The 23,547-nt window shown below is 63.1% G+C and carries 21 protein-coding genes; 11 read left to right on the top strand and 10 right to left on the bottom strand.

The genetic code is table 11. The features are described 5' to 3' along the window. Positions 1-11: 11 nt before the first annotated feature. Genes C2862_RS03995 through C2862_RS03965 form a run of 7 tightly spaced genes read left to right on the top strand, consistent with a single transcriptional unit; the run spans position 12 to position 7,441 of the window. Positions 12-1,118, top strand: a complete 1,107-nt coding sequence (locus C2862_RS03995; protein WP_136218823.1) for a DegT/DnrJ/EryC1/StrS aminotransferase family protein — start codon at positions 12-14, stop codon at positions 1,116-1,118. Further along, positions 1,115-2,149, top strand: a complete 1,035-nt coding sequence (locus C2862_RS03990; protein WP_136218822.1) for a glycosyltransferase family 4 protein — start codon at positions 1,115-1,117, stop codon at positions 2,147-2,149. Before C2862_RS03995 ends, C2862_RS03990 begins: the two co-directional genes overlap by 4 nt. After that, positions 2,146-3,183 (top strand): glycosyltransferase family 4 protein, encoded by a 1,038-nt coding sequence (locus tag C2862_RS03985; RefSeq protein ID WP_136218821.1) that lies wholly within the window; start codon positions 2,146-2,148, stop codon positions 3,181-3,183. The genes C2862_RS03990 and C2862_RS03985 overlap by 4 nt, the downstream gene beginning before the upstream one ends. After that, positions 3,180-4,478, top strand: a complete 1,299-nt coding sequence (locus C2862_RS03980) for a glycosyltransferase family 4 protein (protein WP_168709998.1) — start codon at positions 3,180-3,182, stop codon at positions 4,476-4,478. The genes C2862_RS03985 and C2862_RS03980 overlap by 4 nt, the downstream gene beginning before the upstream one ends. A gap of 42 nt (positions 4,479-4,520) precedes the next feature. Next, positions 4,521-6,011, top strand: a complete 1,491-nt coding sequence (locus C2862_RS03975) for a hypothetical protein (RefSeq protein ID WP_136218819.1) — start codon at positions 4,521-4,523, stop codon at positions 6,009-6,011. A 43-nt stretch (positions 6,012-6,054) separates the two neighbouring features. Further along, positions 6,055-7,074 (top strand): glycosyltransferase family 2 protein, encoded by a 1,020-nt coding sequence (locus tag C2862_RS03970; protein WP_136218818.1) that lies wholly within the window; start codon positions 6,055-6,057, stop codon positions 7,072-7,074. Next, complete coding sequence (locus C2862_RS03965; protein WP_168709997.1) at positions 7,061-7,441, top strand: GtrA family protein; 381 nt, start codon at positions 7,061-7,063, stop codon at positions 7,439-7,441. Before C2862_RS03970 ends, C2862_RS03965 begins: the two co-directional genes overlap by 14 nt. Before the next feature lie 50 nt (positions 7,442-7,491). On the opposite strand, the gene C2862_RS03960 is transcribed toward C2862_RS03965, so the two are convergent. The 7 genes from C2862_RS03960 to C2862_RS03930 are packed head-to-tail and all read right to left on the bottom strand — an operon-like array spanning position 7,492 to position 15,617. Next, positions 7,492-7,896: a GtrA family protein gene (locus C2862_RS03960; RefSeq protein ID WP_210735880.1), complete on the bottom strand. Its 405-nt coding sequence runs from the start codon at positions 7,894-7,896 to the stop codon at positions 7,492-7,494. 11 nt (positions 7,897-7,907) lie between these two features. Next, the gene (locus C2862_RS03955; protein ID WP_136218815.1) at positions 7,908-9,194 is read right to left on the bottom strand and encodes an NAD(P)/FAD-dependent oxidoreductase; all 1,287 of its coding nucleotides are present in this window, start codon (positions 9,192-9,194) and stop codon (positions 7,908-7,910) included. Between the two features lie 2 nt (positions 9,195-9,196). Beyond that, positions 9,197-10,165, bottom strand: a complete 969-nt coding sequence (locus C2862_RS03950) for an NAD(P)-dependent oxidoreductase (RefSeq protein ID WP_136219063.1) — start codon at positions 10,163-10,165, stop codon at positions 9,197-9,199. Further along, a complete protein-coding gene (locus C2862_RS03945; protein ID WP_136218814.1) occupies positions 10,140-12,149 on the bottom strand; it encodes a hypothetical protein in 2,010 nt (669 codons plus the stop codon). The genes C2862_RS03950 and C2862_RS03945 overlap by 26 nt, the downstream gene beginning before the upstream one ends. A 2-nt stretch (positions 12,150-12,151) precedes the next feature. Then, complete coding sequence (locus C2862_RS03940) at positions 12,152-12,907, bottom strand: SDR family NAD(P)-dependent oxidoreductase (RefSeq protein WP_229467280.1); 756 nt, start codon at positions 12,905-12,907, stop codon at positions 12,152-12,154. After that, positions 12,907-14,196 carry an FAD-binding oxidoreductase gene (locus C2862_RS03935; protein ID WP_136218812.1) on the bottom strand — a complete coding sequence of 430 codons (1,290 nt, stop codon included), beginning with the start codon at positions 14,194-14,196 and terminating at the stop codon, positions 12,907-12,909. Before C2862_RS03935 ends, C2862_RS03940 begins: the two co-directional genes overlap by 1 nt. Continuing rightward, positions 14,190-15,617 (bottom strand): UbiA family prenyltransferase, encoded by a 1,428-nt coding sequence (locus C2862_RS03930; protein ID WP_136218811.1) that lies wholly within the window; start codon positions 15,615-15,617, stop codon positions 14,190-14,192. Before C2862_RS03930 ends, C2862_RS03935 begins: the two co-directional genes overlap by 7 nt. A 310-nt stretch (positions 15,618-15,927) precedes the next feature. Between C2862_RS03930 and C2862_RS03925 the strand changes: the two genes are divergently transcribed. The 3 genes from C2862_RS03925 (at position 15,928) to C2862_RS03915 (ending at position 19,687) form a co-directional block, all read left to right on the top strand. Further along, positions 15,928-16,338: a GtrA family protein gene (locus tag C2862_RS03925; RefSeq protein ID WP_136218810.1), complete on the top strand. Its 411-nt coding sequence runs from the start codon at positions 15,928-15,930 to the stop codon at positions 16,336-16,338. 17 nt (positions 16,339-16,355) lie between these two features. Continuing rightward, entirely contained in the window at positions 16,356-17,891 is a 1,536-nt protein-coding gene (locus C2862_RS03920) for a hypothetical protein (RefSeq protein ID WP_136218809.1), read from the top strand. Between the two features lie 143 nt (positions 17,892-18,034). Beyond that, positions 18,035-19,687, top strand: a complete 1,653-nt coding sequence (locus C2862_RS03915) for a histidine kinase famiy protein (protein WP_136218808.1) — start codon at positions 18,035-18,037, stop codon at positions 19,685-19,687. 25 nt (positions 19,688-19,712) lie between these two features. Here C2862_RS03915 and C2862_RS03910 read toward each other — a convergent pair whose 3' ends face one another. The 3 genes from C2862_RS03910 to C2862_RS03900 form a co-directional block, all read right to left on the bottom strand. Then, the gene (locus C2862_RS03910) at positions 19,713-21,194 is read right to left on the bottom strand and encodes a DEAD/DEAH box helicase (RefSeq protein WP_136218807.1); all 1,482 of its coding nucleotides are present in this window, start codon (positions 21,192-21,194) and stop codon (positions 19,713-19,715) included. A gap of 321 nt (positions 21,195-21,515) precedes the next feature. Continuing rightward, the gene (locus tag C2862_RS03905) at positions 21,516-22,712 is read right to left on the bottom strand and encodes an RNA-guided endonuclease TnpB family protein (protein ID WP_136218806.1); all 1,197 of its coding nucleotides are present in this window, start codon (positions 22,710-22,712) and stop codon (positions 21,516-21,518) included. Continuing rightward, positions 22,706-23,050, bottom strand: a complete 345-nt coding sequence (locus C2862_RS03900; protein ID WP_136218805.1) for a hypothetical protein — start codon at positions 23,048-23,050, stop codon at positions 22,706-22,708. The genes C2862_RS03905 and C2862_RS03900 overlap by 7 nt, the downstream gene beginning before the upstream one ends. A gap of 171 nt (positions 23,051-23,221) precedes the next feature. On the opposite strand from C2862_RS03900, the gene C2862_RS25180 reads away from it, so the two are divergent. Next, the gene (locus C2862_RS25180; RefSeq protein WP_168709996.1) at positions 23,222-23,440 is read left to right on the top strand and encodes a hypothetical protein; all 219 of its coding nucleotides are present in this window, start codon (positions 23,222-23,224) and stop codon (positions 23,438-23,440) included. The last annotated feature ends 107 nt before the right edge of the window (positions 23,441-23,547 follow it).

Genomic DNA, 23,547 nt, shown 5'->3' with positions numbered 1-23,547 from the left:
TGGAGCCATCAATGAGCCGCATTTCAGTTGCCCAGCCTACCCTTAACGGCAAGGAACGCGAGTATGTATTGGATTGCATCGATACGAGCTGGATTTCGTCGAACGGCAAGTACATCGGCCTGTTCGAGCGTGCTTTTGCTGATTTCTGCGGCGTCAAGCACGCGATTGCAACGAATAACGGCACGACCGCGCTGCACTTGGCGCTGATCGGCATGGACTTGCAGCCGGGCGACGAGGTGATCATCCCGACCGTGACCTACATCGCCACCGCGAACGCGGTGCGTTACTGCGGTGCGACGCCGGTGCTGGTCGACGTCTGCCGTGAAACGATGAATATCGATCCGGCCGCCATCGAAGCCAAGATCACCCCACGCACGCGCGGCATCATTCCGGTGCACCTGTATGGCCACCCGGCGGACATGGATGCGGTCAATGCCGTCGCCGAGAAGCACAAGCTGTGGGTGGTCGAAGACGCGGCCGAGGCACACGGCGCCGAAGTGCGCGGCCGTCGCGTCGGCGGCCTCGGCACCTGCGCGATCTTCTCGTTCTTCGGCAACAAGATCATCACCACCGGCGAAGGTGGCATGATCACCACGAACGACGACGCACTGGCCGAGAAGCTGCGCCTGTTCCGTGGCCAGGGTATGGACCCGCAACGCCGCTACTGGTTCCAGGTGATCGGCTACAACTACCGCATGACCAATATCCAGGCCGCCATCGGCACTGCACAAATGGAAACCATCGACCGCGCGATTGCCGACCGCAATACGCTGGCTGGTTGGTACAACGAAGCACTGGCCGACCTGAGCGGTGACTTGGTCTTGCCGACCGAGCAGTCGTGGGCCAAGCAGGTGGTTTGGATGTACACCGTCTACGTCAAGGAAGGCGGCGAAGCGCGGCGCGACAGCATCATGCGTGCGCTCGACGAAGCCGGCATCGAAACCCGTCCTGTCTTCTATCCGATGCATGTGCTGCCGCCTTACCTCGAGCAGACCACTTACCCGGTGGCAGACACCTGGGCCGGACGCGGCATCAACCTGCCTACCCATCAGGGCATGACGCGCGACGACGTGCAGCGCATCGCCGGACAGCTGCGCTCCCTGCTCGCGCGCGCATGAAGATTGCCCTGTGCTCCTCGTTCGTGCCTTTCCTGTATGGCGGGGCACGCAACATCGTCGAGTGGCTCCAGGCAATGCTCGAGAAAGAGGGCCACCAGGTCGAGCGCATCTATCTCCCGGAGATTGATGCGCCCGATTTGCTGTTCCAGCAAATGGCCGCCTTCCGCTGGATCGACCTGTCGGCCGCCGACCGCGTCATCTGCTTCCGGCCGCAATCGCACCTGATCCAGCACCCACACAAGATCCTCTGGTTCATCCACCACCTGCGCGTCTTCTACGACCTGTGGGACAGCCCCTATCGCGGCTTCGAGGACGACCTGCGCCACCGCGGGCTGCGCGACGCATTGCACCAGGCCGATACCGCGGCGCTGAAGGAAGCGCGCCACATCTTCACCAACTCGCAAGTCGTTTCCGACCGCCTCAAGCATTTCAACGGCATCGACAGCGAAGTGCTGTATCCGCCGGTGTTCGACGCGGAACGATTTCATTCGCGCGGCCTGAGCGACGAGATCGTGTACGTGTGCCGCCTCGAGCACCATAAGCGCCAGCACCTGCTGGTAGAGGCGATGGCGCAAACCCGTACCCCGGTGCGCCTGCGCCTGTGCGGCGCCAGCTCGGGCAGCGGCTATCCCGACGGCTTGAACGAACAGATCGTGCGCCTCGGCCTGCAGGACCGCGTGATCCTCGAAAACCGCTGGATTACCGAGGAGGAGAAAGTCGACTACCTGGCCGATTGCCTGGCGGCGGCCTACCTCCCGCTCGATGAGGATTCCTACGGCTACCCCAGCGTCGAAGCCAGCCATGCGCGCAAGGCGCTGCTGACGACGACCGACTCCGGCGGCGTTCTCGAGCTGGTGCGCGACGGCGACAACGGCTTCGTCGCCGAGCCGACCCCGCAGGCGCTGGCGGTGGCCATGGACAAGCTCTACGCCGACCGCGGCCGTACGGCGGCCATGGGCGAACGTGCGCTGGCCCGCCTCGACGAACTGAACATTTCCTGGTCCCACGTCGTGAAAAGGCTCCTCGCATGAAGGTGCTGATCGTAAATAACATGGCGCCCTTCGTCTGGGGCGGCGCCGAAGAACTGGCCGTCCACCTGCAGAAGAACGTGATCGCCGCCGGCCACGAGGCCGAAGTCCTGCGCATCCCCTTCCAGTGGGAACCGGCCGCGCGCATTCCGTCGCAAATGCTGATGGTGCGCGCGTTCGAATTGTGGAACGTCGATCATGTGATCGCGTTGAAGTTCCCGGCCTACCTGATCCGGCACCCCAAGAAAACGCTCTGGCTGCTGCACCAGTACCGCCAGGCCTACGACCTGTTCGACGTCGGCCAGACCAACCTGCCGCCCGGCGCTGCAGGCGACGAACTGCGCACCGTGATCCGCAATGCCGACAACGAAAGCTTTGCCGAGAGCCGCAAGATCTTCACGAATTCGGAAGTGACGCGCCAGCGTCTGCGGCACTACAACGGCTTCGATGCCGAAGTGCTGCTGCCGCCCATTAACGATGCCGAACTGTTTGGCGGCGGCGCGACCGGCGACTACATCTTCGCGGGCGGCCGCATCAACGACATGAAGCGCCAGTTCCTGCTGCTCGAAGCGATGCGCCACGCGCCGCGCCACGTCAAGCTGCTGATTGCCGGGCCACCCGACAGCCCGGCCGACGGCGAACGCCTGCGCGCAGCCGTGGAGCGGCTGGGCCTGGCCGATCGCGTACGCCTCGACCTGCGCTTCCTGCCGCGCGCCACCTACGCCGAGTACCTGAACGGCGCCGCGGCGGTCGCCTATCTGCCCTTCGACGAGGATTCGCTCGGCTACGTTTCGATGGAAGCGGCGCTGGCAGGCAAGGCACTGATCACCACCACCGACAGCGGCGGCATTCTGAGCCTGGTGAAGCACGACGAAACCGGCTGGGTCGCCGAGCCGCACGCTGAAGCGCTGGCGCCCGTGCTGGCGGAGGCATGCGGCAATGCCCAGCGCGCGGCATCCCGCGGCGCCGCGGCGCGGGCCCTGTGGCTCAGCCTTGGTATCGACTGGCCGCACACAGTGGAGAAATTATTGCGATGAAGGTAGTCATGTTCACCCCGGGCCTGCAGGCCTCGGCGATCGGCCGCATGGCCACGCTTGTCGTGCACGCGTTGCGTGCGGCGGGGCACGAGGTCACCATCGTGCGCAGCGAGCAGGAAACATTGATGCGACAGGCGCCGCACGACTTCGGCGGCGAAGTGCTTGCCTGGACCGACCAGGCACGCGTCGGCGCCGTGATCGGCAGCGCCGACAGCGTCATCTACCAGGTCGGCGACAATTACGAATTCCACGTCGGCTGCCTCGAGTGGCTGGAACGCGCGCCCGGCATCGTCTGCCTGCACGACTTTTTCCTTGGACATTTGTTCTGGGCCTGGGCCCAGCGCCATCCCGCCCGCGCCGAAGCCGTATTGAAGGCATGGTATGGCGATACGGTCGCCACCGGTTATTTCGGACACCCCGACTCGGGCGCGTTTATCGCCGCCACGGCCGATACCGCGCCGATGACCGAATGGATCGGCGCAATGGCACTCGGCGTCGTCACGCACAGTAACTGGGGCGCGCAGCGCCTGTGCCGGTCCTGCCCGGGTCCGGTGCAGGTCATGCCCCTGCCGTACAACGCCCCGGCCGGAGGCGCGCAGGTGTCAACCGCCGACCAGCGCAACTTCCGTGTTCTGACTGTCGGCCATGTCAACCCGAACAAGCGCGTCGCCAGCGTCATCCGCGCCATCGGCAACAGCACGGAACTGCGCGACCATGCGGTGTATCGCCTGGTCGGCCACGTCCAGACCGAGACCGTCGTTTCCCTGTCCAGCCTGGCGCGCAATCACCAGGTCAACCTGGTCATTTCGGACGAACTCGATAACGCGGCCCTGATCACCGCGATCGACCAGGCCGACGTCGTCACCTGCCTGCGCTGGCCGAGCCTGGAGGCGGCATCGGCATCGGCAATCGAGGCAATGCTGTACGGCAAACCCGTGATCGTCACCGACGTGCACTTCTACAGCGAGCTGCCGGACGACTGCGTACTCAAGATCGACCCGGACGATGAAGTCGCCTCGCTACAGCGCGCGCTCGAGCAGCTCTACCATTCGCCGGAGTTGCGGCGCCAGCTCGGCGCACGTGCCCGGGAGTGGGCGAATGCCACGTTCCGGGCCGACCGCTACGCCGACTGTCTGATCGTGATGGCACAGGATACGAGCCGGGTACGCCCGGCATTGGCAGCCGTCGAGCAATTCACTCAGACATTAAGCCGCTGGGGAGCGACCAGCAGCCTCCTTGAAGAGCCACACACGCGTGACGCACTGCGCCTGTTCGCTATCACTCCGGCTCAATAAAGAGTCGCCTCGTCACTTTGACCATTTCGCGCAATTATCCTGATGCAACAAGCAGATACTGTTCCATTTACCCGCCGACCGCCGCTCCTTATTGAGATCGGCGTCGTATTCGTACTTGTCCTGCTTTGTGCTCTTGCTGTTCGCCCATTGCTTGAGGAGTGGGCGCTGCTCAACGCATTCCAAACATTCGGTCTCTCATATATTCCGATGTTTGCCTCATCGATTCCCATGCGGCCCTTGCATCTGGTTCCCGCAGCGCTGTACTGGCTGCTCGGCAATGGCCAGCCGATGGGGGTAGCGGCCGGCACAGCCCTGATGTTCGCACTGCGTTACCTGGTCGCACGCTGGGCGGTGACACCCCTGTTAGGAGGCCACGAGCGTTGGATCGTCGCCTCGCTTGCGGCCGTGTTGGTGGCCTGGCCCGGCGCGTGGATGGGCCGTTATAGCGCGGCGCAGGCGACCGCGGTGCTGGTGTTCGTGATTCTCGGCGCCTGTATCCGCTTGTATGCGCGTTGGCAGTGGCGCTGGATGCTCGTTTGCGTAGGCGGCGTGTTTGCGCTGCTGTGTGTCTATCAAGCTCTCGCGCTTTGCCTGCTTGCACTACCTTTGCTTGCGTTGTTGTGGCGACCGCTTGGCCCTGCGTCCGAGGGTGCACCGGCTCTGCCGGTCCGCGAAGCAGTGCGCGTTGCCGTATCCCTGACGATTGGCGCGCTTGCCTACGGCATCTATGCGTTTGTCGTCACCCGCAATCTGGGCAGCGGCGGCTATGAAGCCGGCCTGGCAGGCGACGCCGCTCGCTTGCTGACGGTAAATGGTCTGTCGTCTCATATCGTTCAGGCGTACACGACGGGCTTCGGCAATGGCTCCCAGGTGCTGCCTGTGCTGTTGCTACTCGGCGCCGCCATGCTGGCTCCTGCTGTGATCGCGTTGAAGCAGCAGCGCCAACGGATTCTGCTGACACTGCTGACCCTGGTCCTCATTCTGGCACTACCGTTGTGCTCGATGATTTACGTCAGCGAAGCGCATATTCGCGATGTCGACCGTGTACTGTTCCCGTTGACGACAGGTTTCGTGCTCGTCTGCATATCTTTGCTGGCATGGGTACGCGAAATCCCCGGTGCGCGCGTCGGCCGTCCCGTTGCCTCGGCAATCGTTGCCGTCCTGCTCGTCAGCGCCCTGCTATCGGCTGTCGAGGTACGCCGCTACGCAGTCATCCAGCGTTCGGTGTTAAAGCAGACAATCAGCGCAATCCAGAACCGCAAACCGGCATCCGTCCTGCTCGTGGATACAACGGGTAGCCTGGGTGACGTCTATACCTTCCTGAACCCGACCCTGGGCGACGCGCTTGCCAACCGTGGTTTCCCGATCCCGGCGTCGATTTGCACTCCGGTTCCGGTCGACCGGTTTCATCCGGTAGCGCGCCGTTTTCCGTTCGAGGCAACGCCGCGTTGCGACAAGGCCCCGGCAATGGCCGCCCCGACACTGGTACTGACAGCAGGGTGGAACAATGGGAAGATCGAGATCAGGCCTTGATCGACGAGACCGTCCGTTGTTCCATGAGATGCCACCGTCATAAATGAATACGATGCACACCGATATCCCCAAGACCAGCACGCCGCAGCTCAGCATCGTTGTACCGATGTATAACGAAGAAGAGAATATCAAGCACTTCGTGAAGCGGGTAGTGCAGGTGGTTGCCCCGCTGGAGCTGGATTACGAACTGTTGTTGGTCGATGACGGCAGCCGCGACGGCACGTGGTTGGAGATCCAGACTGCTGCCCAACTCTTCAAGACCGTCCGCGGCATTCGGTTAGCCCGCAATTTCGGGCATCAATCGGCTTTGCTGGCAGGCTTGCGTGCAGCGAAGGGCCAGGCAGTCATCAGCATGGACGGAGATTTGCAGCATCCACCAGAAATGATTCCGGAACTGCTGAAGGCGTGGAAAGACGGGGCACGTGTCGTATCGACCACGCGGACGTACAGCAAGACCACCAGTGCGTTCAAGAGGTTCACTTCCTCCCTCTACTACCGTATATTTTCTTACTTGTCTGAAGTGCCAATGAAGTCGGGACAGTCCGATTTCAGGCTGCTTGATCGCAGTGCGCTCGAACAGCTCTTATCGATTCGACAGAGCGATATTTTCCTGCGGGGCGCGGTCAGCTGGCTGAATTACCCTGAAACGACAATCCCGTTCGTCGCTGCCGACCGCCTGCACGGGGAGAGCAAGTATCCATTGAGTAAAATGCTGCGCTTTGCGCGTGGCGGCATCCTGGCGTTTTCGACCAAACCGCTGCAAATCGGTATCGCCATGGGGTTGATGACGAGCGTATTTTCGTTCGCCTATCTCGTGTACATCCTTGTCCAGCACGCCCGAGGACAAACTGTAGAGGGCTGGTCGTCGACGCTCGGTTTGTTATCCCTATTGTTCGGCGTCCTATTCATTATGCTTGGCATTGTCGGTACTTATCTGGGACGCATTTATATCATGCTTCAACAGCGCCCCCAGTATGTCCTCGAGGACGACGACCGACTGCTTCGAAAAAACGAATCCGATGTGCAGTCGGAGCCCCAAAAGGCAAAAAGTGCAAATTCTTAAGTTTCTCGTCGTTGGCGTCAGCAATACCTGCGTGTCCCTGGCTGTTTTCAGTGGATTGATGCGCCTATTGCCTTCCACGCCTGAAATGGCTGCCCTGAGCCAAGTCGCCTCTTACGCGAGCGGTATGGTGTTAAGTTACCTGCTGAATAATTTCTGGGTCTTCCGGGGCAAGCGGGATGCCGCCAAGGCACTACCAGGCTTCGTCGGCTCGCAAGTGGGACTCATGCTGCTCAGCGCGATGTCGATTGCGGTGGCCACGCACTTCTTTGATGCTCCACCGGAGATGATCTGGATGGTGGTCATGACACTAATTACGCTAATCAATTTCACTGTGCTGAAACAATGGGTGTTCAAGGAAGCGCAATGACCTGCCAGCTTCTGCTGCCGGCAGGATGGTGAATCACCAGCACCGACGTGTCAGCGGTGCTCCGGTGCGCTACCGAAAGACCAGCGTTTGTGGCCGAGATAGCTGGTAAATACGGGAATGACGACCCCTACCCCATGCGCCAATTCAGGCGCAAACCGCGTTACTCCCATCCGTGGCAGTACGATGTGCAACAGCAAAAGGCTGACGATCCAGGTTTGGGCGACCGCCAACAGGTTCACCAGTATGAAAAAGCCGGCGGAACGCCGGGCCGACTGGGTACTGTCACGAAACACGAACGCGCGTGCAAGGAAAAAAGCCGTCGCCATGCCGCACAGGTAGGCAAGCACGACGGCTATCGAAAAATCCATCCACTGGTTCAGCACGATGCGCGAACCGAAATTGACGCCCGCTGCGACGCCGCCTGTCACGAGGAAGACGGCGAACTGGCGTGACATGAAGTGCCTGATCACGCCGCCGCATCCTTCGCCATCTTGCGGCCGAAGTCGATACTCTCCGAGATCCCGCGGTCTTCCGGGTAGTAGTACGAGGTGTCAGCCACCCACAGTCCCTTGACTGGCAGCTTCGGCGCAGGCAGGCGATCGAGGTAGCCGGGTTCGCAGATCGGCTGTGCATAGCGATAGCGGCTGGCCCGCATGTCCAGGAAGTCGGCGTCGCTCAGGGCCGGATTGATCTTCTTCAGGTAACGACGCACCTTGTCGAGGAAGACCTGGTCATCATCGGCAAACTTCGGATGCTCGCCCGGCATATAGAACGGCACATACACCACGTGCTCGGCCAGCGGACGCAGGTTGGAATACTCGACCAGGCCAGGAATATCCATCTCCGGATCGTTGGTGTTGACCCAGAAATTCTCCGACACAGCACGGCGCAGCTTGGCAATCACACACACGACGGCGATGTTCTTCTTCGAGCTGAACGCCGCCAGCAGGTCCGGCGGCAGGTCCGGCATCACACGCGCTACGTAGGGCAAGGGGATGGTGCTGATCACCTTGTCGAAGGCTTCAACCTGTCCCCCCGCTTCCACGCCCCGCACGGCGCCCCCTTCGATCACGACTTTCGTGGCTGGCGTCTTCAGACGCAGCTCGCCGCCACGCTGTTCGATGTCGGCGCGCATCGCTTGCAGCAGGGTTTCCGAGCCGCCATCCAGGTAACCGAGCTTTTCCTCGAACAGGCTGGAACGCGAACGGCCGATACGGCGGATACGGCTCCAGATCCAGGCCGCCGACAGGTTACTGCTGTAGTCGTAGAACTTGTAGTCGAACAGGCGCCGCCACAGTACTTCCCAGGCCTCTTCCCCGACCGCGCGGCGAATCCAGCCGCCTGCCTCGACATGATCGAGGGGTTTCCAGTCGTCACGCTTGGTGGAGAGGAAGGCATGCAGCCCGTAGCGGAACTTGGCGACCATGCTCAAGCCCTTGAACTTGAGCAGCGCAATCGGATTGCCCCAGGCTTGCAGGCGGTTCTGGTACCAGTAGCCCATTTTGGTCGCGACCCAGTGCATCTTGTGCGCAATGCCGAGTTCGTCGAGCACCTTCAGGAAGGCGTGGTCCGAGATGCAGTGGAAGTGGTAATAGCGTTCGATCTCGAGGCCGGAAAAATCAAAGGCGGCAGCCATGCCGCCGACGCGATCGTCGGCTTCGTAAATGACCGGGGTATGACCATCGCGAACCAGCTGGTACGCCACTGCGAGGCCCATCGGGCCTGCGCCCAGCACTGCGATACGTTGTCCCATATTTAAAACTCCAGCTCGACCCTGGAATAGGTCGGATCTTTGAAGGTCTCGGTCAGCGCGTCGGCGAAGGCCGTGGAACGCACGCCGAAAATGCCCGGCCAGTCGATCACCTCGAAGCGGTCCGGCGTACTCAGCGCGGCCAGCTGCTGGGTCGTGAACGGCGGATTCTTGTCGAACCGCGACCAGGTCCACAACAAGGCATAAAACAGGCTGTAGGGAATGCGCACGATCGGCGTGCGGGCGCCGGTGACACGCTTGATCTGGCGGATGATGTCGATGTAGTCGACTTCTTCGTGACCGGAAATATTGTAGATCCCCGGTGCGACATCCTTTTCGATGCAGCTGATGATGATGCTGCAGAAGTCGCCGACATACAGCGGCTGGCGCATGTAGCGGCCGTGGCCCGGAATCGGGAAGACCGGCACCTTGCGCATGAAGCGGGACAGCCAGCCCAGGTGCTTGCGGTCGAACCAGCCGAACATCAGCGTCGGGCGCAGGATCGGGCAGGGAATGCCGCTGGCCAGCACCAGCTCTTCCTGTGCCTTCTTACTGCGCGTGTAAAAGTCATCGGCTGCCGACTCGACGACGGACGAACTGATATGCACCAGGCGCGGCACGGCATTGGCCTTGATCGCATCGAGGATATGGCTGCTGGCCGTCACGTTGTTGCGGACGAACTCCTGGTAGTCGATGCCGCCGATCTGTGCCTGCAGCATCACCACCACGCCGGCGCCGGCGAAATGACGTTGCCATTCGCCGGGCTCGGCGAGGTCGCCATACTCCACGACAATGCCCGGCTGCACCTTGCGCAACACCTCGAGATTCGCGCGATGCTTGTCAATCACCACGATGTTGCGATAGCCCTGCTTGAGAAGCCGCGCCACCAGGTTTTGCCCAACCAGGCCAGCGCCTCCCGGCAATACGATTTTTGTCGCTTTGTCCACGTTATTGTCTTTCCAACTTGATTCCATACAGGGATACGCCCAGGGCACGCGCGTCTTCCGACATGCCTACCTGCTTGGGCGAGACCGGATGATCGATGTGCAGGACGATCGTTACGATGCCGTCGCCATCCGCCTGGACCGGGACACGGATGCGCTTGCGCTGCTCGGTGCTGACGAAGCGATGCGGACCGCTGGGCGCCGCTCCCGCCTCGACCGTCAGGACCTGATCGGCCTCCGGGCGCGGGATGAAGGAGCCGAGGTCGAGTTCGGCGACACCGGCGAAGTTCGATGGCAGCCGCAGCACCAGTCGCGATGTTTTGCCTTCAGACCAGACAAACTGGTTTTCCAGCGCCGACCAGCCGCTATCGAGAATAAAATTGTTGAAGAGCTCGGGGCGGGCTGCCACCGTGACCTCACTGAGGGCGGCAAGATCGGGCAACTCGAAACGATAGACGCCGAGTCCCATGCCCTGTGCCAGCGGCGGCGCCATGCCTTCCACGACCTTGCGTATCTGGTAGCGCTGCCCACGGATCACTTCGTCCGGCGTACAGCGGCCGGCACGGGTATTCGAAATATGCCAGTTCTTGTTTACACAGAAGAAGTCGTCGCCTTTGCGCTTCGCATACGCTTGCAAACCAAGAACATTCGTCCAGATGAAACCCTGGTCCTGGGCGAAGTCCAGGTCCAGCACGAGGCGCCCCTGGCGCGGCAATGCACGCATGGTCTTGTACAAGTGCTGCACCTCCGGCTGGTTGTACTGCGGGAGGTACTCGACTGGCTTCTGGATCTTTTGCCAGGTCGCAACGCCGAATACCGCGACCAGCACGAATGCCAGGACATGCTTGCCGCGCCATTGCATGGCCTGGTACAGGCAGGCTGCCGCCGTAGCGATAGCCAGGGCCGGCACCGCATAATAGAAAAGGCCGATGTAGGAAAATTCAAGCAGGTCTATACCGACTTTGGCATAGAACAACAGTGCGAGCGTCGCGCCGACCCCGGCCGCCAGCAGCGCGCATACCGCGCGCCCTACGTCTCCGCCGCTGCGGCGCGCATGGATGAAGAGCATGCCGGCAAGACCGGCGGCAAGCATCGCCGCAAACACGGTACCGCCCCAATACACCCCGGTATACTGGATCGCCTGCAGGAGCGAGTTATGTTTGGTGTGGCCGCCAAAAGCGGCGTACTCGGCGACCGGCCCGGGAAAACGCCGCACCGTTTCGATTGCCAGAGGCAGCAGGAACACGCCGATGATGGCGAAAAAGCGCAGGACGGGCCCCTTGTTCGCGCCCAGGAAGCCCTTGTGCAGGATCAGCCTGTTTGCCTGGCCGCGCTGGGCCAGGTAATTCGCTGCGGCCACGGTCAGGAACACGATGCCAAGGATGGCAACGAAGGAAACGTGACCGTTCATCAGGAACCCGCAGGCGATACCGAGTCCGGGCAGCGCATCGGTATGGCCGTCGACCAGCCGCGCCCCCGTCACCAGCATTGCAGCGAACGGAAACAGGTAAAGATGCGGAAACCAGATTCCCGTGAAGATCTGGTAGTCGAGAAAGGCCAGCGCCAGCGCCAGCACCGATACCGTCAGCATGGCGGCGACGCGCGAACGCAGCATCTTCGCCAGCGTCGTGAAGATCAGTATCATCCAGGCCGCGTTATACAGCGTCACGGCCATCAACTGGCCGGAAAACGGCGAGCGGGCAACATGGAGCCAATCATGAAAGACGACCTCGCCTGCCGCCAGGACGTAGAGGATCGCCGGCCCCGGATGGTTGAAACCGACGCGCGAATAATTGCCTGTAAACAGAGCCAGGGACTTCGCGTCCTGGATCAGCAAACTGTTGGCTGCGAAGTCGCCGAGCTCGTAATTGACCGTCCCGATCACACTCCAGTTACTCGCCACGAGGACGGCAGCAAGCAGCAGGACCAGGGCCAGACGCTGCCACCATGGCGGCGCGAACGCCGGCGCAGACACCGCCTGCGGCAGTTGCTTGGTATCGTAAAGACTTGCCATGATCAAATGTTCATCTTGTTGAAAACGACCGAAGGCAGGTGGCGAATGATCATCATGATCAGTGCCCATTTTTTCGGAGCATAGACGACTGGCTTACCGTGGGCAGCGCCATCGACGATCAGGTGCGCCACCTCTTCCGGTGTGGCCATGCGGGTACCCTGCTGCTTCAGATGCGAGGTCATGGGCGTATCGGTCGGGCCCGGCTTGACCAGGACCACCTTGATGGCCGTACCCGCGAACCGGTGCTGCAAGCCCTGGGCATAGCGCGTGACGAGTCCCTTGGCGGCACCGTAGACATAGTTCGAACGGCGCCCGCGGTCGCCTGCAACCGAACCGATCAGCACCAGCGTTCCGCGCCCGGCGGCATCGAAGGCGGCGGCGAAGGCTTCGGCGAACAGGACCGGCGAGACACCGTTGACCGAGAGGGCGGACGCGCAGGCGTCCAGGTCGCGCTGGCAGCTCGGCTGGTCCGGCAAGGAGCCGTGGGCGATCAGGACCAGGTCGATCGGGCCGGAGGTGGCCAGGCCGGCAGCCAGCGAGGCGATGGCGCGCGCATCCTCGAAGTCGACGGTTTCGACGGCAACGCTGGCCTGGCTGCCGCGCACGCGCAGGTCCGCCGCCACCGATTCGGTACGGGCGCGGTCGCGTCCGACCAGGGTCAGCGCGGCCGCGCCCTGGGCCACCCAGAGCCGGGCGCAGTGTTCGGCCATCGACGAGGTCGCGCCGATGATGACGATTTTCTTCAGTGGTGTGGACATTAGGATCCCATGAGTCGTCGCGACAGGGCGGAACTGATGCCCGGATCGCGGTAAGGCAAGAATTCGGCAAGGCGCGGATAGCCGGCCTCGAACAGCGTACGCGGCATGCGCGCGTCCTTGGCCAGGTACAGGCGCCCGCCGGTGCCGGCGACGATGGCGTCGAGGCGTTCGAACAGTGCTTCGGTGCGGGGGCCGTGGTTCGGGAAGTCGAGCGCCAGGGTCGCGCCTGGCTGCGCAAAACTCAGCATTCCCGGTGCGCTACGGTCGCCGAAGGTCTTGAGCACGGCCAGGAACGATCCCTGCCCGCTACGCCGGATTTCGCGCAGCATGGCCTGGACCGCATCCTGCGCGTCCGCGCGCGGAATCACGCACTGATACTGGTAAAAGCCGCGCGGACCGTACATGCGGTTCCACTCGAGCAGACTGTCGAGCGGATAGAAAAACGCTTCATAGTGCGCCCTCGCCGCCCCGGCGCGCCACTGGTGCATGCGAAAATACGCTTCGTTGAAGGCGCGCAGCGACAGCTTGTTGACGAGCGAGACCGGCGGCGTGACAGGCAGGCGGCGCTCGCGGCGCGGCGGCTGTGGCGCATCGGCCGGCACCGGGTTAGCGCGCATGAACAAGCCGCGTCCGTCACCCGACAGGCAATCGATCCACGAGACCGTGTATTCCCATTGCGCCTCGGAGGCGTCGGCGAGCGTGAAAAATTCGCGCAGGTTGGCATAGGGGATGGTCTCCGTCGCCAGCCATGGACCTGGGACCGGCTGCAATTGCAGTTCTGCTTCGGTGATCAATCCGGTCAATCCGGCGCCGCCGACGGTCGCGGCAAACCAGGCGGGTTCTTGGCCGGGTCCGCAGACGATGCGCCGGCCGTCGGTGCGCAGCAGCATCAGCGAACGCACATGGTCGCCGAAGGAACCGCACACATGGTGGTTCTTGCCGTGCACGTCGTTGGCGATGGCGCCGCCTACGGTGACGATTTGCGTTCCGGGCGTGACCGGCAGCGCCCAACCGCGCGGGATCATCAAGCGCTGGATATCGCGCAACAGGACGCCCGGTTCGCAGACCAGGCGCCCGGTGGCCTGGTCGAAGGACAGCAGGCGGTCGAGTCCGCGCGTCTGCCACAGCGTGCCGCCAGGATTCAGGCAGACGTCGCCGTAGCTGCGCCCCATGCCATGGGCAAGCCCCGGCAGCGGCGCGGCGATCTGCGCTGCCAGGCCATTGCGGCCGAGCACGCGGACCTCATGCCGTGCCGCCGACAGGCGGCCCCATGACGAAACAGTTACCATGTCCAGCCAATGGCGCCGAGAGCGATGACGACACCGAATGCGGCGCCGGCGGCCAGGCTGACCTTGTCCTTGACGGCAAAGACGACCGGGTCGTCATGCATGTTGCCGCGGTGCGCCTGCAGCCAGATCCAACTGATCCAGAATAGCATCACCGGGACGGCGCCCCATACCATTTCCGGCATCGCATACTGGGCGATTACGGCGTCGCTGTTCAGGTACAGCGCAAGCACGATCACGGCTGCGACGCCGGTGTTCACGCCGAGCATTTGAATCAGCGGCGCATCGGAGGTCGAATAGCCGCGGCCATGCACCTTGCCCTTGCCGTGCAAGAGCTGCAATTGCAGCTCGGCGTAGCGCTTGACAAAGGCCAGCGACAGGAACAGGAACACTGAAAAGGCGAGCAGCCAGAACGACATGGGAAGCCCGGCCGCGGCGCCGCCGGCAATGATACGCAAGGTGTACAGGATGGCCAGGGTCAGGCAGTCGACCAGTACCAGCTGCTTAAGGCGCCACGAATACACGCAGGTCACGGCGAAATACACGAGCAGCCAGAACATGAAGTCAGGACCGACGCGGCTGCCGATCAGCAGGCTTAACCCGAACAGGAAGGGCGCCGCCACGACGCCCATCCAGGCGGGCACCGTACCGGAAGCAAAAGGCCGGGCACGCTTGCGCGGATGGGCGCGGTCGCTTTCGAGGTCGAACAGGTCATTGGCGATGTACACGGTCGACGCGCACAGGCTGAACGAGACAAAGGCGAGCAGCAGGCCGATCCAGCTCGCGCTGTTGAAAATCTCATGCGCCGCCAGCAGCGGGATGAACAGCAGCGCATTCTTCAGCCACTGGTGGGCACGCAACACGCGGCGCAAAGCGCCCAAGCCGAGCGCCGGAGCAGGAAATTCTTTCTCGACGTCGCACAGCTTGCCTGCCTGGCGCGCCAGACGGTCGCCGGCATTGACGACGATGGCCCGGCGCGCGCCCTGCCAGACGTGCAGGTCGGCGCTCGAGTTGCCCACATAATCGTAACCGCGGCGTCCGAAGCGCGCCTCCAGCGCGGCTGCCTTGTTGCGCCCGGCCAGGTTAGACAGGCCGTCGCTGGCCATGACTTCATCGAACAAACCAAGGTGCGCGGCGATCGGTTCGGCAATCGTGCGGTCCGATGCGGTGCACAGGATCAGGCGGCGCCCTGCCGCGCGCTGGCCCCGGAGCCAGGTCAGCAGGTCTTCGTTATATGGAAGCGAGGTCGGGTCGAACTCGGTTTGGTTGGCCAGGTTGCTCTTGAGGACAGCCTTGCCGCGCGCCAGCCAGTACGGAATACGGAGCAGGTGCAGGGGCTTATCGCGCATCACGCGCAATGCTGACTCGTGCAGCATGTCGGTACGAATGAGCGTACCGTCCAGATCAACGACAATCGGAAGCAATTTCTTTTCCTAAGCGCATTCACAAATTACGTCAACGGACTCACAACCCGGGACGCAGTGCAATGTCCTGATCGACTCCGAAAGTGGGAAGATGTTTATTTTTTAACCCATCCATTATACCCGACTCCCCCCCCAATAGGAATCGCCGCCCGGGTGCGGTTGAACTCCCGCACCAGGGCAAATACGGTGATTTGCACTTAGGAAAATGGCAGAGTAATATCGCCAGCCGGATGGGCGTACGTACTGGGAACTCGGCTTTAACAACAGAATCAAATCTGGTTTAATCGTATTGCGACGAAAGCGGCGAATTGTGAAACTGATTATCGTCTACACACTGCTTGCGCTGGCGGCAACTGTCGTCAATATCGGCACGCAGGATGTGGTCGGGCGCCTCTACAAGGGGCCGTTCGCGCTCGCACTCGCCATGCTCATCGGCACCGCCATCGGGCTGGTCATCAAATATGTGCTCGACAAGCGCTACATTTTCCATTTCCAAGCGTGCGGCATCGGGCACGATAGCCGCACATTCGCTCTGTATACACTGATGGGCTTGATCACCACGGCAATGTTTTGGAGTGTCGAACTCGGTTTCGAGCAGCTGTTCGGATCGCGCAGCATGCGCTATCTGGGCGCGGTGCTCGGCCTGGGCGTCGGCTACGTCGCAAAGTACCATCTGGACAAACGGTATGTGTTTCGCACCGCCGCAAGTCCGTTCGAATAACCTGCCTGCTTTCCTTTATGTCGAAGACCAATCTGTTGGCGCTCGCGTGCGCCCTTGTCGCGCTCGTTTCGCTGTTCGCCACCCTGCATGCCGGCCACCCGGTGCAGGCGCACCTGGTCCATTCGGACGCCCTGTACCTGCCGGTCCTGTTCGACGACGTGTTGCACCGCGGCGGCAGCCTGGCCGACTGGTACCTGACACCTGCGCCCTATTTCTTCCCCGATTTTCCTCTCTACCTGCTGGCCTGGCTGGGCGCCGATGGCGTGTTCGGACAAACGACGGCCTTCGCCCTGCTGCAAACCCTGCTAATGGCGGCCGCCATATTCTTCCTGGCGCGCGAAGCCCTGGAAAAGAGCCGCGTGCTCGCAGCAGCGGCGCTGATCATCCTGTTCGTCTGGCTGGGGCTGCATGTCGACGACCCCTTCGTGCGCCTCTATTCAAGCGCCCACCACTACGGCGCCTTCATCGCCGCCGTGCTGCTTGCCGCACTCTGGCTCAGGCTCGACGCCGGCGGCCTGGATGGCCGGCACGAACACATCGTGACGGTGGCAATCGTCGCCCTGGTCTACCTGACGACGCTGTCCGATGCCCTGTTTCTAGTCCAGGCAGTCGCGCCGCTGCTGGCTGCCGCGCTGCTGCACCGGCCGGGCGGCCTGTCAGGCACCAGGCCACGTCATGCTGCTCTGCTGCTGTTCCTGCCTGCCGTCCTGGCAATGGTCTCGTATCGCTTCGTCGTCGCGCATCCGACACGCTATAAATCGCGGCTTGGCCTGAGCAAATTGTCTGCCAATCTGGACGAACTTGGGACGATCTGCGCTACGCTGCTCGGCCAGCGTCCCTTGCTTGCAGCGGCGCTGCTGCTGGCGCTGCTGGCCGGGGTAGCCTCCATTGCAGCCTGTCTGTTTCGGAAAGCACCAGCGTTCCCGACACGTCCCTTGCGGCTGCTGATGACGTTCGCCACGCTCTCGTGTGCGGCAACGGTGGCAGCGATGCTGTTGTCGACCACAGTGCAACCGGCGCCCCGCTACCTGATCGCAGCCCTGTCCTTGCCGCTGGTAGCCGGCATGTTTGCCCTGGCACACCAGTTTGGCGGGCACTTCCGCTATGCCGGGGCCAGCCTCGCAATCATGTTCGCAAGCCTGCTGGCCGCCGATGCATGGCACACGCGCCACCATCGGGATGCCAATGCTTTTTACTACCCAGAACAAATTGCCTGTATTGACCGTGCACTCGCATCGACCAACGCGCGGCACGGCATCGCTCAGTACTGGGATGCCAAACGCGTGCAGGCGCTCAGCCGTCATCCCTTGATCCTGGCGCAGTATCACGGCGAGCTAGCGCCGATGCCGTGGATCACGTCGGAGCGTTACTTCGGTACAGGCTACGACTTCGCCATCATCGCCGAGCAGGAGCTTCCACAATACCGTCTGTCGCGGGCGCAGCTGACAACCATCAATGGCGAGCCTGTGCAAACCGTGATATGCGGTGACCGCAGTGTCCTGCTGTTCGCGCCCGGCCGCCTGCGCACTAGCCCCGCAGCCCCAGCGTACTGAGCAGGGGACGCCACCTCGACGGCCCCGGGACCCACTATCGTCCTTGCGTGAACCGACGCACAGTCGGGCACTGCCTCGCCGGGTAGCATGAAGACCTGCTCGACGCAAGGCTAGTGTAAACCCATCCCCGCGGAAAGGATCCAATGGCAACCGGCTCCACCCCCGAAGAAAACGAAGACAAGCCCCTCGACATCCAGGGAGACGGGCAAAGCGTCGGCGTGCCCGCGTCGGGCGAAGTCGAGGGTAACGCCTTCAATCCGATGGGCAATCCCGGCGAGAAGCACTGGCAGGCCGGCTACATTCAGGAACCGGGCCTGGAAGACCGCGGTAATATTTTCTTCGCCGCCGTCGAGATGACGCGCATGCCCATGATCGTCACCGACCCGCGCCAGCCGGACGATCCGATCGTCTTCGCCAACCGCGCCTTCCTTGACCTCACGCTGTACGAAGAAAAGGACCTCATCGGCCGCAACTGCCGTCTGTTGCAGGGGCCGGATACCAACCGCGACACCGTCGCCGAAATCCGCGCAGCCCTGGCCGAACGGCGCGCCATCGCCGTCGACATCCTGAATTACAAGGCTGACGGCACGCCCTTCTGGAACGCGCTCTATATTGGCCCGATCTTCGACAAGGAAGGCGAACTCCTGTATTTCTTTGCCTCCCAGATGGACATCACTCAGCGCCGCGCGAGCGAGCAATCCTCGATGCAGGCGCAAAAGATGGAAGCGATCGGCCAGCTGACGGCCGGCATGGCGCACGACTTCAACAACCTGCTGCAGGTCATCAACGGCAACCTGGAGCTGGCCCTGCTGGCCGTGAACAATACGGGCGCCGCCGCCGATCCGATCCGGCGCGCCCAGCGCGCGGCGATGAAAGCGGGCAAGCTGACCCAACAACTGCTGACCTTTGCGCGCAAGCAGCGGCTAGAGCCGAAACGGGTCAACCTGAATGCCTTGCTGGTCGAATTTTCGGAGCTGCTGGTGCGCACCCTGGGCGACCGGGTCGAGATGCAGCTCGACCTGAAACCGGGTTTGCCTTCCTGCAAGCTCGACCCGACGCATTTCGAGATGGCCTTGCTGAACGTCCTGATCAACGCGCGCGACGCCATGCCGAACGGCGGCCGGGTGCGCGTCAGCACCACCGTCGTGACCGGCGACCAGGTGGCCGTCTGCGTCAGCGACGAAGGCGAAGGCATGGCACCGGAGGTGGTGCGCCGGGCAACGGAACCGTTCTTCACCACCAAGGGACCGGGCACGGGCCTGGGCCTGGCGATGGTGCACGGCTTCGTGCAGCAGTCGCGCGGCCGGCTCGAGATCGACAGCACGCCCGGGCAAGGCACGACGGTGCGCATGGTGTTCCCGGTCGACGGTGCCCGCGAGCTTGCGGCACATGGGGAGGACGAAGCCGAGAGTGCCGCGCTGGAGAGCGCGAAGGCACGCATCCTGGTGGTCGAGGACAACGAAGACGTACGCGAACTGGCCGAAACGATGCTCGAATCCGCCGGTTATGCCGTGGTATCGGCACCGAGCGGAGAACAGGCCCTGAACGTGCTCGACGAGGGGGCCGAGATCGACCTGGTGTTTACGGATGTAATGATGCCGGGCGGGATGAACGGCTTGCAGCTGGCGGACCACGTGCGCTTGCGGCGGCCCGGCACGCCGATCCTCGTCACCACCGGCTACATGGACGAGTTGCCGGCCGCGCGTGGGCAGCGGCTCGATATACTGAGCAAGCCGTATCGCCAGGAAGATTTACTGGCCCGGGTGCGGGCCATCCTGCCGCAGGCGAACGGCTAAGCGTCACGCCAGCAGGCCCTGTTAATCAGGCCTGCTGCTTGGGCAAACCGCCCAGCAAGGCCGCGATCTTCTGCTTCGGCTTGGCCGGCGCCGCGTTCACGCCTGGATTGCCGTCCTGACGCTGGGCGGTGGTGCTCGGCTCGTAGGGCTTGAGGAACCAGGGATCGACCTTTTCGCGGCGCGGCAAGGCGCCGGCGCCATAGCTGCGTGGCGCGCGTTCGCTGCGCTCGGCATCGCCGCGGCGCGGGCCGCGCTCGCTGCGTTCGCCACGCTCGCTACGTGGGCCGCGCTCGCCGCGTTCGGCATCGCGGCCGCGTCCACGCACCACGAAGCCGGTCAGCTCGCCGCGCGTGATGGTCTGCTTGATCAGCTTTTCGATGTCGGCCAGCAGGCGCTCGTCCTTGTCCGAGTACACGGACAAGGCGTCGCCCGAGGCGCCGGCGCGGCCGGTGCGGCCGATGCGGTGCACGTAGTCCTCGGCATTGTAGGGCAGATCGAAATTGATCACGCACGGCAGGTCGGAGATGTCGAGGCCGCGGGCGGCGACGTCGGTCGCGACCAGCACTTCGATCTCGCCGCGCTTGAACGCGTCGAGCGCGGCCATGCGTTCCTGCTGGGTTTTGTCGCCGTGGATCGCCGAGGCCTTGATGCCGGTCTGCTCGAGGTGGCGCGACAGACGCGAGGCGCCGATCTTCGTGTTCGAGAACACGATCACCTGCTTCAGTTCGCGCTGGCGGATCAGGAACTCGACGACGTCGCGCTTCTGCTCGTCCTCGACCTTGTAGACGATTTGCGTGACCTTGTCGGCGGTGGCATTGCTGCGCGCGACTTCGATCAGCACCGGTTGCTGCAGGAAGCTGTTGGCCAGCTTCTTGATCTCCGGCGAGAAGGTAGCCGAGAACATCAGGTTCTGACGCTTCTTCGGCAGCAGATTGATGATGCGCTGCAGGTCGGGCAGGAAGCCCATGTCCAGCATGCGGTCGGCTTCGTCCATCACCAGCATCTGCACCTGCGCCAGGCTGACGTTCTTCTGCTCGATGTGGTCGAGCAGGCGGCCGGGCGTGGCGATGACGATCTCGACGCCGCCCTTCAGGATGGTGGTCTGGCCCTTCATGTCCATGCCGCCGAAGACGACGGTCGAACGCAGCGGGGTGTGCTGGGCGTAGGCCTTGACGTTGTCGGCGACCTGCACGGCCAGCTCGCGCGTCGGGGTCAGCACCAGGGCGCGCACCGGGTGGCGCGCCGGCGACATGCTGTTGTTGGCGTGGGCCAGCAGCAGCTGGATGATCGGCAGCGAGAAGCCGGCGGTTTTACCCGTACCGGTCTGGGCCGCGCCCATGACGTCGCGGCCTTGCAGCACGACGGGGATCGCCTGGGCCTGGATCGGGGTTGGGTGGACGTAGCCCTGGTCGGACAGCGCGCGCAGGATGTCCGGCGCCAGGCCGAAATCGGCAAAGGTCACGCTCGGTTCGACAGCCGCGGCTGCGGTATTCACAGTTTCAGACATTATTCTTTCCGATGAAGGAAGGCTCGCCCTGCTCGATGCGGGTACGCGCTTCCTTGACTCTCAATTTGGTCTACGGGTAGGCACCCACGCGGGCCCAGCAGGCGTGGCCGGCACTGACAACTCCTGGAGGGGCGGGCGAGCCGCCGGCTGGGAACACGGCCCAAGGGCCGGCTTGGTGGGCACGTCGCGTCGGCAAAACCCGGGCGCGCGGACGTAGAGACACACTATATCGCCCACAAGGTTACCTGAAATCCACGGCAGTGTATATGGAATCGTGCGCGAACCGTTCCTCCAGACTTCCGCAAAGCTGGTCGTAAATGCTTAAACCTGCCTGCTGCTGGATTCCTGCTTCACCGGGGCCGGTTTCGCACCGTGCTTGCGCACAGCGCCAGCGCCTGCCCCTCCACAGGCCGTCGCGGTAGAACTTACCGCCTTGTTCTTCAAATTCACGGCCGCATTGACGTCGCGGTCGTGGACAGTCCCGCAGTCCGGGCACGTCCACCGCCTGGCGCCCAGGTCCAGCCTGTCGAGCAGATGGCCGCAGATTGAACATGTCTTGCTACTCGGGTACCAGCGGTCGACCGCCACCACCCGACCGCCGCGCCAGGTCGCCTTGTAGGTCAACTGGCGGCGCAATTCGTACCAGCCCATGCCTGCTATCGCACGGGCTAGGTTCCGGTTGCCCAACATGCCGCGCACGTTCAGGTCCTCAATGCCGATGGTGTGGAAGCGGCGCGCGATGCTGCTGGTGAGCTGGTGCAAGCCATCGCGGCGCAGGTTACCGATCCTGGCGTGCAGACGCGCCAACTTCAGTTTCGCTTTGGTCCGGTTGCGCGACCCCTTGACTTTGCGCGAGAGCGAGCGCGACAGCCGGCGCAGCCGCTCCAGCAGGGTTCGCAGCGCCTTCGGGCCGGTCCACACTTCGCCGTTGGACAGGGTAGCCAGCGCCGACACCCCGAGGTCGAGCCCGACCGCGCCTTGGTTTTCGGCGGGCGGCAGGTGTGACGCTTCTACGGTATCGACGGTGATGCTGACGTCCCAGCGATTGGCGCGGCGCGAGACCGTGGCCGAGACGATCCGGCCGGCAAAGCGCAGGTCTTCCCGCATCCGCACCCAGCCCAGCTTCGGGATCTGGATGCGTTTACCATCGAGCCGGAACTGGTCGTTGGTCAAAGTAAAACGGTCGTGCTGTCCCTTCTTCCGAAACGTCGGGTAGCGCGCCCGGCGTGCGAAGAAATTCTTGAATGCTTCGCCGAGCTGGATGATCGCCATCTGCGGGGCGTTCTTCGTCACCTCTAGCATCCAGGGAAACTGCTCGCGTTTGATCGCATTGATCTGGCGGCGCAGCGCCAACTGGGACGGTGTCGGCAGGGCAGGATTGGCCTTGCGCGCTTCATACTGGCGCTGCCACTCGGCCAAGGCCCAGTTGTAGGCAAAGCGGGCGATGCCGGCTGCCCGGGCGAGATATGTCGCCTGGACGTTGTTCGGATTGAGACGAATACGGTGCGCGATCAGCACTGCGCCTCCCGGACAGCCTGGCGCCCCCCTTCGATCAGTTTTTGGTTGCGGTAGCTGCGGCTGCCGTACAGCCGTGCGCAGTACAGTTCCAACACCTGCTTCTGGCGTTCCAGGTCGGTGCGCTGGTCGTGGCTGTAGAAGCGCGCATAGGCGATCATCAGGCGCGGCGCGGAAGCGGTGTAGGCAAACCCGTGACATAGTGCCGTGAGGTCGTGGCGGCGTTGTCCGACCTCGGTGCGCAGCAGCACGGGGCGCCTAGTTGCCTCCCAGCGCCGTAGCGTGCTGGTCGAGACGCCGAGCGCCGTGTCGGCAACCCTGATTGGAACAAGCTTGCTCATAATGCATCAGACTGAGCAAGGATGCGCAAGTTCCGGCCAACTGTAAGGAACCCGACCGCAGGCTTGCAGTTTCGACATGATCGGCTTTACCCGGCTTTACATCCCCCGCCCTGCTGTCCGCCCCCCGTGCTGCCGTTAATCAGGACACGACACATTGCAAAGGACAAAACCATGGTTTCATCGATCGGCAGTACCAGCCTGGCGCAATCGCTGCTGGCGCGGGTGGAAAGCCGCACGGCCCAGGCGGCGCAGGATACGGCGGCCGCGGCAAGCGTCACGCCGGCGGACGACGCGGACAGCGGCACGGCCAGCGCGCAGAGCGCGCAGTCGGCGGCGGCGGCGCGCGTGGGCGGGCAGCTCGATGCCCAGTTCGATGCGGCCATCGCTTAGCCGCCCCAGGGTCAGCTCGTCGGACCACAGGCGCCAGCCGCGCGCCACCAGGGCCGCGCACAGGGTGCTTTTGCCGGAACCGGGGGGCGCCGGCAGGATCACGGCCG

Origin of the sequence: Massilia sp. Mn16-1_5, from assembly GCF_004798585.1 — a bacterium.
Classification (GTDB): Bacteria; Pseudomonadota; Gammaproteobacteria; order Burkholderiales; family Burkholderiaceae_D; genus Telluria.
The sequence above is the reverse complement of the archived record's forward strand: the minus strand, read 5'-3'. Positions and strand labels throughout refer to the sequence as shown.